Annotated in this window: 5 protein-coding genes and 1 pseudogene; 4 read left to right on the forward strand and 2 right to left on the reverse strand. The window is 70.2% G+C overall.

What is annotated here, in order from left to right:
* Positions 1 to 19 precede the first annotated feature (19 nt).
* Positions 20 to 916, forward strand: a complete 897-nt coding sequence (locus tag AB0M11_RS35110) for a LysR family transcriptional regulator (RefSeq protein ID WP_365712202.1) — start codon at positions 20 to 22, stop codon at positions 914 to 916.
* A 275-nt stretch (positions 917 to 1,191) separates the two neighbouring features.
* Here AB0M11_RS35110 and AB0M11_RS35115 read toward each other — a convergent pair whose 3' ends face one another.
* Complete coding sequence (locus AB0M11_RS35115; protein WP_365712203.1) at positions 1,192 to 2,934, reverse strand: pyruvate dehydrogenase; 1,743 nt, start codon at positions 2,932 to 2,934, stop codon at positions 1,192 to 1,194.
* An 83-nt stretch (positions 2,935 to 3,017) separates the two neighbouring features.
* Positions 3,018 to 3,173, reverse strand: a pseudogene (locus AB0M11_RS35120) (N-acetyltransferase); the annotation flags it as partial.
* A gap of 805 nt (positions 3,174 to 3,978) precedes the next feature.
* Between AB0M11_RS35120 and AB0M11_RS35125 the strand changes: the two are divergent.
* The 3 genes from AB0M11_RS35125 to AB0M11_RS35135 are packed head-to-tail and all read left to right on the forward strand — an operon-like array spanning position 3,979 to position 6,622.
* Complete coding sequence (locus AB0M11_RS35125; RefSeq protein WP_365712204.1) at positions 3,979 to 4,158, forward strand: hypothetical protein; 180 nt, start codon at positions 3,979 to 3,981, stop codon at positions 4,156 to 4,158.
* On the forward strand, positions 4,155 to 5,492 hold the full coding sequence (locus AB0M11_RS35130) for a copper resistance protein CopC (RefSeq protein WP_365712205.1): 1,338 nt from the start codon (positions 4,155 to 4,157) through the stop codon (positions 5,490 to 5,492). Before AB0M11_RS35125 ends, AB0M11_RS35130 begins: the two co-directional genes overlap by 4 nt.
* A 50-nt stretch (positions 5,493 to 5,542) precedes the next feature.
* Positions 5,543 to 6,622 (forward strand): cupredoxin family copper-binding protein, encoded by a 1,080-nt coding sequence (locus AB0M11_RS35135; RefSeq protein WP_365712206.1) that lies wholly within the window; start codon positions 5,543 to 5,545, stop codon positions 6,620 to 6,622.
* Positions 6,623 to 6,754 lie beyond the last annotated feature (132 nt).

Below are 6,754 nucleotides of genomic sequence, written 5' to 3' on the forward strand. Positions count from 1 at the left end.
TTTTTGATGCGATTAATAAATGAGGTTGATGATCGTGGAATTGAGGACCTTGCGGGTCTTCGTGGCCGTGGCGGAGGAGCAGAGCTTCACTCGCGCCGCCGAGCGGCTGTCGGTGGCACAGCCCGCTGTCAGCCACCAGATCCGCTCCCTGGAGAAGGAACTCGGCGAAGCGCTCTTCGAACGCAGCACCCGCACCGTCCGACTGACCGAGGCCGGCCGGGTGCTGCTCCCCCTGGCCGCCCAGACCCTCACCGATGCCGACCGAGTGACCGCCGAATTCGCCTCCCGCGCCGCCCTGGTCACCGGCACACTCGTCCTGGGCACCGTGGACGGGGCCGAGCACACTTCCCTGCCCGCACTCCTGGGCATCTTCCATCGCCAGTACCCGGGCGTCGCCGTGCAGCTCGTCGAAGGACGCAGCGCCGGACTCATCTCGCGCGTCGAGGAAGGCGAACTGGACGCCGCCGTGGTGGCCCTGCCCCAGCAGCCCCTGACCGAAGACCTGCGCAGCGTGATCATGCTCGATGACGAGATCGTGGCCGTCGTGCCGGCGGACTCTCCGCTGGCCGGCCGGGAGAACATGCCCATCGAGCTGTTGTCCGGCAAGACCCTGATCAGTTACGACCCCGACAGCGGACTACGGCCACGCCTGCAGTCCGCGTTCGACGCGGCCGGTATCGACTTCACCACCCAGTACGCAACCAACGACGGGGGCCTGCACGCCGCCCTGGTGGAAGCCGGAGTCGGCATCTCCCTCACCGTGAGCACCGACCGGGCCATCACCGGAAACCCCCGGATCCGCACCGTCCCGATCAGCCCCTCCCTCACCTACCGCAAAGCACTGATCTGGCGCGGCACCCCCCAGCCCTCCCGGCCACTCCAAGCCCTCCTCGCCCTTCGCCCCACAGCACCCTGACGACGTGCCCCACCAACGCGGAGACGCTTCCTGACCGTCGCCGTCCTCTTCTTAACGGCCGCCGTCCTCGCCATCCATGGAGCACTGACCTCCCGGTCCGGACCCCGGGGAACCTGCTTGTCCGTGGTGGGAAAACATCCACGGCGCGCGAAGGCGCGTCCTCGACAGCGGCCTGCCGGGCCTCCTCCCGCAGCCCGCGGAACCGCAGGAGGTCCGGGAGGTGTCATCACTCAGAGTTACGAGCGTCCGGACAGGGCCCCTCCCTCGCCGAGCCCTCAGGGGCGGGGAATGTTGCGCAGGTTGGCCCTCGCCAGATGCACCATGCGTCCGACGCCGCCGCTCAGCACCGTCCGGCTCGCGGAGAGCGCGAAGCCGCTGATCTGCTCGGCGGTGATCTTCGGCGGGACGGCCAGGGCGGCCGGGTCCGTGACGACGTCGACCAGCGCGGGCCCGTCATGGGCAAAGACCTCGCGCAGCGCGCCACGCACGTCGGCGGGCTTCTCGACCCGGATGCCCCGCGCTCCGGCCGCGGTGGCGATGGCCGCGTAGTCGGTGTGCGGGTAGCTCGTGGCGTGCGGGGGCAGGCCGTCGACCATCATCTCCAGGTCGACCATGCCGAGGGAGGAGTTGTTGAAGACGACGACCTTCACCGGCAGGCCGTACTGCACGAGGGTGAGGAAGTCGCCCATGAGCATGGAGAAGCCGCCGTCGCCGGAGAGCGAGACGACCTGCCGACCGCGGTCCAGGAACTGGGCGCCGATCGCCTGCGGCAGCGCGTTGGCCATCGAGCCGTGCACGAACGAGCCGAGGATGCGCCGACGGCCGTTCGGCGTCAGATAACGCGCCGCCCACACACAGCACATGCCGGTGTCCACGGTGAACACGGCGTCGTCCGCGGCCTCTTCGTCCAGTACCGCGGCCACGTACTCGGGGTGGATCGGGGTCTGCTTCTCGACGTTGCGCGTGTAGGCGTTCACCGCGCCGTCGAGGGCGTGCGCGTGCCGCTCCAGCATGCGGTCGAGGAACCGGCGCGACGACTTCTCCCGCACAGCGGGCGTCAGGCACCGCAGGGTCTCGCCCACGTCCCCCCACACAGCGAGGTCGAGCTGGGTGCGGCGGCCGAGCCGCTCGGGCTGGACGTCGACCTGGACCGTGCGCACATGGCGGGGCAGGAACTCGGTGTACGGGAAGTCCGTGCCGAGGAGCAGCAGCAGGTCACACTCGTGCATGGCCTCGTACGCGGCACCGTAGCCGAGCAGTCCGCTCATGCCGACGTCGTACGGGTTGTCGTACTGGATGTGCTCCTTGCCGCGCAGTGCGTGCCCGACCGGTGCCTTGACCTTCTCGGCGAAGGCCATCACCTCGGCGTGGGCGCCGGCGACGCCCCGGCCGCAGAACACCATCACGCGCTCGGCGGCGTCCACGAGTTCGGTGAGGCGGGCGAGTTCCCGGGCTCCCGGGCGGATGGCGGGCAGGTCCAGAGGCAGGGTGAGTTCGGGGGCCGCGTCCGGGGTGTCCTCGGCGGCGGTGTCACCGGAGAGGGCCACGACCGAGACACCGCGGCGGCCGACGGCGTGCTGGATCGCCGTCTGCACCACGCGCGGCATCTGGTGCGGCGAGGAGATCAGCTCCGAGTAGTGGCTGCACTCGGCGAACAGGCGGTCGGGGTGGGTCTCCTGGAAGTAGCCGGTGCCGATCTGCCCGCTGGGTATCTGCGCGGCCAGCGCCAGCACCGGCGCCATTGAGCGGTGGGCGTCGTACAGGCCGTTGATCAAGTGCAGGTTTCCCGGGCCGCAGGAGCCGGCGCAGGCCGCGAGGCGGCCGGTGAGCTGGGCCTCCGCGCCGGCCGCGAACGCCGCGACCTCCTCGTGGCGGACCTGGACCCAGTCCACCGCGTCATGCCGTCTGACCGCGTCGACGACCGGGTTCAGGCTGTCCCCGACCACCCCGTAGATACGACGCACGCCGGCGCGCGCCATCAGGTCGACGTACTGCTCCGCGATCGTCTGCCTGGCCATGCCACTCCTTCGCCTCCAGCGGCAGGCGGGGGCCGCCGTGCCGCCGGTCACGGTAACGGCGCGGGGCGAACCGGACTTGTCCATCAGCGCACCGGATCGCTTCCGGCAGCGCATTCCGGGTAGGCGAACCCCTCATGTCTCTGCAGGAACTTGGCCACGTACCGGCACACAGGTACGACGCGCTTGCCTGCGGCGCGGGCGTGGGTGAGCGCCTCCCGGACCAGCTGGCCGGCCAGACCCGTCGGCGACGGCGCGGCGGTGACTCCACACGCCCCTTCGCGCGTCGGCGGGCGAGTTTCGAATTCCGCGGCATATGCATTCGAGGCGGTTCGGTGAAGAATGAAATGCCCAGCGTGTTCGAATTCACGCCCCATTCACTTTCTTCACGGAATGCAATGCGCACATTGAGGCGGCGAGGTCCGTTCTCACAGGTCGCCCCGGTAAGAAAGTGAGGCAACGAAACGGGTGATTAACTGACGCGTAGCCGACGGGAATCGTCGCCTCTGGTCAACTCCTGGTCACCGCCGTTCACACACAGCGTCAGGAGGGGCCATGTCCTTCTTCGCCAGGGCGTCCTGGCCAGGAGACCATCGCGACGAGATCGTCGCCGGAACGCTCGTCGCGGCGGTGATCGTCGTGCTCGGCTACGCCTCGGGTATCGGCACTCCGGCGGGGACGACCATCAACACCGCCGCTCCTCCGGCGGCCGGGGCTCCGTCCGCCTCGCCCGGTACTTCGGACGGTTCCGGAGTCAGTAATTCGGGGAAGGGCGATTCCGGAACCTCTGCCGGTGGGGCGGGATCCGGCTCTGCGGGGGATTCCTGGCCGGGAAGCGGTGCCGCCGGAATTCCGGTGGTCGCCGCAACGCCGCCGCCCAGCGGGAGGAGCGGCGAGGGAACGGGCGGCGGACTGGAGCCGGCTCCCGTCCCGTCCGGCTCGGCATCGGATTCGCCCACTCCCACCCCCTCCCCCACTCCCACTCCCACTCCGTCGAACGGCTGCCAGGACGGTGAAGCACACCTGGCGCAGCCTCTGTTGAACGGCGTGATCACTCCGGTCACCGGTTTTCTGGACGGTCTCCTCGGCGGCGGCGCCTCCGGCGTCACGGCCTCACCGTCCTCGTCGGCCTCTCCTTCGCAGCTCACCTCCTCGGACGCCGGGCTGTCGTCGGTGTGCGTCGGCGTGGCGGCCTCGCCGTCGCTCCTCACGGGGGTGCTCCCGTGAGACGTCGCCTCCGCTCCCCGCTTCTCACTGTGTTGGCCGCGCTCGCCACCCTGCTCCTCACCGCGCCGGCCGCGTCGGCCCACACCGAGCTGGACTCCTCGACACCGAAGAACGGCGCACGGATCGCGCGCACCCCAGCCGAAGTCCGGTTGGCCTTCAGCGAGCAGGTCGACCTCGCGGACGTCCACGTCACCGCGGGCGGCAGGCGGCTGGCACTGTCCCGTCCGCCCCGCGGCAACGCCAAGGGCAATGTCGTCGAGGTCTCCGTCCCGAAGACCACCGGCAGGGACCGTCTCACCGTGCTGTGGCAAGTGCGCGACAGGGAAGACGGCCACCCGACGTCCGGGGCTCTGTCCTTCACGCTGGCGACGCAGGCCAAGACGCCCGGCGCGGTCGGAGCCGGCACCCAGGCCGCGCCGCACGGGTCCGAGTCGGTACGCACAGCCTGGACCGTGACCCGCTGGGCCGGGTATCTCGCCCTCGCCCTGTATGTCGGCGGGCTGGCATTCCTGGCACTGCTCTGGCCGCAGGGCGCCCATGACCGGCGTACCCGCCGGATCCTCACGCTGTCCTGGACAGCCGGGCTCGCGGCAAGTCTCCTCGCGCCAGGGCTGCAGGGTGCGTACGGCGTGATGGGCGCGCTCGGAGACGTACTGAAGTCCTCCACCTACACGGATCTGCTGGGCACCGAGGTCGGAGTCGTCGCGGCATGCCGGGTGCTGATGTGGGTGCTGGCCGCCATCGTGCTGGCCGCGCTGCTCCAGGGTGGTGAGCGGACCGCCCGGTCGCCCGGCTGGCGCGTCGGTGCCCTCGCCGTCGCCCTCGGACTTCTGCGGACCACCGGCATGACCGGTCACAACGCGGAAGGCACGCACCCGGGTTGGGGCGCGATGGCCGATCTGGTCCACCTGCTGGGTGTCTCGCTCTGGCTGGGCGGTCTGACCCTGCTGCTGTTCGGCGTGCTGCCCCGGCGGCGCCCGGAGGAGCTGTCGTCCACCGTGTCCGGCTACTCCACGCTGGCCGGGGTGTCCGTCGCCGCGATCGCCGTCGCCGGGGCCGTCCTGACCTGGCAGATCGTCGGCTCGTTCGGCGCCTTGATCCACACCGGCTACGGGCGGCTGCTGCTGGTCAAGCTCGCCGTACTGGCCGTTGTGCTGCTGATCGCCCAGGGCAGCCGCGGCTGGGTGAAGACGCGGCTGGACATCGCCGTGTTGCTGCGCGGTGACCGAGCCACCGTGCGGCCGTTCGTCTACTCGGTCGCGGCCGAGACGGGGCTCGTCCTCGTCGTCCTCGCCGCGACGAGCGTGCTGGTCACGTCCGCCCCAGGGCGCTGACCGGCGATCCTCGCACCACCCTCCTCACCTCACAAGGGAGACGCCCCATCATGCACACCGAAGACACCACCACACCCCCGCCGCGTCGTCGCCGCTCCGGGATGGGCAACCGCGTGCTGCTCGCCACCGGCGCAGGCGCCGGCATCGCGGCCGTCGCCTGTCTCGCTCTGCTTCAGGCGTCGAGCGGGTCCGCCGCGCCCGCCGCGGCCGCACCGGCGGCCGACGCCCACTCGATGACCTCCATGGGCCAGGCGCAGCCCGCCGCCGCCCGGGCCAAGGCGGCCGACCACACCATCAAGATCACCAACTACAAGTTCGCCCAGCCGACCCTGACCGTGAAGGTCGGCCAGACCGTGAAGTGGGTCAACGAGGACACCGCTCCGCACACGGTCACCACCACCAGCGGGCCGGCCAAGTTCGATTCCGGCACGCTGAACAAGGGCGACAGCTGGTCGTACACCTTCACCAAGGCCGGTACCTACAAGTACTACTGCGCGGTCCACCCGGACATGACGGCCTCCGTCACCGTGGTCGCCGACAGCGGGGGCAGTGGGGGCACCACCGGAGGTGGCACCGGAGGCTCCACGGGCGGTTCGACGGGTGGGTCGACAGGAGGCTCCACGGGCGGTTCCACCGGTGGGGCGACAGGAGGCTCCACGGGCGGTTCCACCGGGGGCAGCACAGGTGGTTCGACCGGCGGCTCCGGCGGCGGTTCGACCGGGGGGAGCAGCGGCTCCGGCGGTATGGGGGGCGGCAGCGGTGACGGCGGCAGCGAGCAGTGCGCCAGTGTCCAGCAGGTCCTGCTGCCCATCCTTCAGCACATCGACAAGGCCCATCTGGAGGAGTCCCCGGGTCAGCAGGTCCAGGACGCGCTCCAGCTCGACAGTTACCTCAAGATGCACACCGCCTGGCTCGAATCGATCCTCACCCCGGCCGTGAACGGCACCGGCTCCGTGGCCGACGACACGCTCACGGTCATCCTCCAGCACGTCAACTCCGCGCACCTGGAGGAGTCCCTGGGTCAGCAGATCACGGACATCCTCAACCCCGACCAGTACGTGAAGACGCACACCGTCTGGGCCGAGCACCTGCTCGCCCCCACCACGAACTACCTCACCAACTCCTGCTGACCCTCGGAAGAACGTGGCGGGCCGGCCGAGTCACAGTCGGCCCCGGGAGGCACGAGCCCTTCGAAGAAGTACAGAAGAACGTCGCTGTCAGTCGGCGCGTGCTTCAGCTGGTCGCCAGTCGGACCATGTCCG

Source organism: Streptomyces sp. NPDC051987 (assembly GCF_040680735.1).
Lineage (GTDB): Bacteria > Actinomycetota > Actinomycetes > Streptomycetales > Streptomycetaceae > Streptomyces.

Excerpts from the sequence above, each read along its gene's own strand:
- AB0M11_RS35110 (WP_365712202.1), top strand. The coding sequence starts at position 20 with ATGAGGTTGATGATCGTGGAATTGAGGACCTTGCGGGTCTTCGTGGCC.
- AB0M11_RS35115 (WP_365712203.1), bottom strand. The coding sequence starts at position 2,934 with ATGGCCAGGCAGACGATCGCGGAGCAGTACGTCGACCTGATGGCGCGC.
- AB0M11_RS35135 (WP_365712206.1), top strand. The coding sequence starts at position 5,543 with ATGCACACCGAAGACACCACCACACCCCCGCCGCGTCGTCGCCGCTCC.